The following is a 2,480-nucleotide window of genomic DNA, read 5'->3' as shown; positions in this document are numbered from 1 at the left end:
GGCGCCAGTGATGAACAGCTGCGGTTTCTGTCATCGGTTGTGGGTTCGCAGCACGTGGCGGCCGAGTGGGACGCTCGCTGGGCCCACACGCGCGGGTATTCGACAACGGATCTGCTGAAGTTCCGCGCCGGCGACACCTCCGACGTGCCGGACGCGGTCGTCTACCCGGGCTCACACGACGAAGTACAAGCCATCCTCCAAGGAGCGGCGGAACACGACCTCGCCGTCGTGCCGTACTCCGGCGGGACCTCCGTAGTGGGCGGGCTCGCCACCACCCGCGCGTTCATCACCCTCGACCTGCGCCGCCTCGACCAGCTCACCGAGCTGGACGAGATCTCCAGAACGGCGACCCTGCAGGCCGGCGTCCGCGGCCCCGCCGCCGAGGCGCTGCTCGCCGAGCGCGGCTACACCCTCGGCCACTTCCCCCAGTCCTACGAAGGCGCGTCGATCGGCGGTTACGCGGCCGCCCGTTCCAGTGGCCAGTCGTCGGCCGGCTACGGCCGCTTCGACCAGATGGTCGTCGGACTCACGGTCGCCACTCCGCGTGGCACGATCGAGCTCGGCCGCGCTCCGATGTCCGCCGCCGGACCAGACCTCCGCCAGCTGTTCCTCGGCTCCGAGGGCGCGTTCGGCGTGATCACCTCGGTGGTCGTCCGGATCCGTCCACGCCCGGTCGAGCGGCACTTCGAAGGCTGGAAGTTCGACACCTTCGACGCCGGTCTGACCGCGGTACGCCGGCTCGCCCAGGACGGCCCGCTCCCGACGGTGCTGCGGCTGTCCGACGAGGTCGAGACCGCGGTGAACCTCGCCGACCCGAACGTCCTCGGCGCCAGCGAAGGCGGCGTACTCGCGATCATCGGCTTCGACGGTCCGTACAGCCAGGCGACCGCCGACGTACTCACCGCGGCAGGTGGTACGAACCTGGGCGAAGGCCCTGGCGAGACCTGGCGCGTCGGGCGGTACCGCGCGCCGTACCTCCGGGATCCGCTCCTCGACGAAGGCGCGCTGGTCGAGACCCTGGAAACGGCAGCCTTCTGGTCCCGCATCCCGGCCCTGAAAGCGGCGGTCACCGACGCGCTGGTCGCGTCCCTCGCCGCAACGCCGCCGCTCGTGCTCTGCCACATCTCGCATGTCTACGAGACCGGCGCCTCGCTCTACTTCACGGTCGTCTGCGCCCAGAGCGACGACCCGATCACCCAATGGCGAACCGCCAAGTCCGCCGCCACGCAAGCAATCGCCACCACCGGCGGCACCATCTCACACCACCACGGCATCGGCACCGACCATCAACCGGCCTACCTGGCCGAGATCGGCCCCCTCGCCACCAAAACCTTACAAGCCGTCAAACATACCCTCGACCCCGACAACATCATGAACCCCGGCATCCTGCTGCCGCAGGTGCCGTAGCCGGCGCGCGGTCTGCTAGCGCTCTCTGTTGTCCTTCTTCCCGTCCAGGACGTCGCTGATCCGCGTCCCGGTGTGTTCCTTCTCGCCCTGCCCCTGCGAACCGGTGCCCAGGGCCGCTATGCCGCCGGCCCGCCAGCCGCCCGGATCCTTCTTGCCGTTCGGATCGCTCTGGGTGCCGCCCAGGGCGATCCGGTAGGTCTCGCTGTCGGCGTCCCGGTCGTTTCGCGTGTAGCCGTCGTCGCCGCTCTCCTGCGTGAGTTCGCCCCGCTCTGGCATCGCATCCTCCGTCGTTCGTCCGGAATTCCACGGTACGCAGGCGCCGGGTCAGGCCCGAGTGGGGTCGATCCCGATCACGACGCTTGACTTCAAGTAATGTTGAGGTACGACGGTGGCGGCATGAATCCTGAACCGTCCGAACGTCCTGTTGCTCTGATCACCGGTGCCTCCGCGGGGCTTGGGCTCGCGTTGGCGCACGGGCTTGCCGCGCGGGGGTGGGTGCTGGTCATCGACGCGCGCGGGGCGGAAGCGCTGAAAGCCGCGGCCGATACCCTCGCGGCCCGGACCGACGTCGTACCGCTAGCGGGTGATGTCACAGACCCGGAGCACCGTGCCGACCTGCTCGACGCGATCACCGAGCTCGGGCGGCTCGACCTGCTCGTCAACAACGCGAGCTACCTCGGTCCGAGCCCGCTGCAGCCACTGGCCGCGGCGGACCTCGACGAACTCCGCCGCGTGTACGAGGTCGACGTACTCGCGCCGCTCGCCCTTACACAGCTGCTGCTTCCAGCACTCACCAAAGAGCCCGGTGTGCTCATCAACATCAGCTCCGACGCCGCCGTGGAGGCTTACGAGACCTGGGGCGGCTACGGCTCCGCCAAGGCGGCACTTGATCACGCTACGAAGGTCTTGGCCGCGGAGCATCCAGCACTGGCGGTGTACGCCGTTGACCCGGGTGACCTGCGTACGGCGATGCACCAGGCCGCGTTCCCCGGCGAGGACATCTCGGACCGGCCGGAGCCCGCAACCGTCGTACCGGCGTTCCTGCAGCTGCTCGACAAGCGCCCTGCCAGTGG

3 protein-coding genes are annotated in these 2,480 nt (G+C 69.2%); 2 read left to right on the top strand and 1 reads right to left on the bottom strand.

Annotation, left to right across the window (positions count from 1 at the left end; translation table 11 throughout):
- Nucleotides 1–1,407: FAD-binding oxidoreductase (locus VFF46_RS01370; RefSeq protein ID WP_325035118.1), on the top strand; the 1,407-nt coding region annotated here is incomplete at its 5' end.
- A gap of 15 nt (nt 1,408–1,422) precedes the next feature.
- Here VFF46_RS01370 and VFF46_RS01365 read toward each other — a convergent pair.
- Entirely contained in the window at nt 1,423–1,683 is a 261-nt protein-coding gene (locus tag VFF46_RS01365; protein WP_325035117.1) for a hypothetical protein, read from the bottom strand.
- Nucleotides 1,684–1,803: 120 nt separating this feature from the next.
- Here VFF46_RS01365 and VFF46_RS01360 point away from each other — a divergent pair.
- On the top strand, nt 1,804–2,480 hold a 677-nt coding region (locus VFF46_RS01360; protein ID WP_325035116.1), incomplete at its 3' end, for an SDR family oxidoreductase.

This window comes from Kribbella sp., assembly GCF_035655035.1.
GTDB lineage: Bacteria > Actinomycetota > Actinomycetes > Propionibacteriales > Kribbellaceae > Kribbella.
Note: the sequence above shows the minus strand (reverse complement) of the source record. Positions and strands in the feature narration are given on the sequence as shown.

Coding starts and splice junctions, on each gene's coding strand:
- VFF46_RS01365 (WP_325035117.1), bottom strand. CDS start 1,683: ATGCCAGAGCGGGGCGAACTCACGCAGGAGAGCGGCGACGACGGCTAC.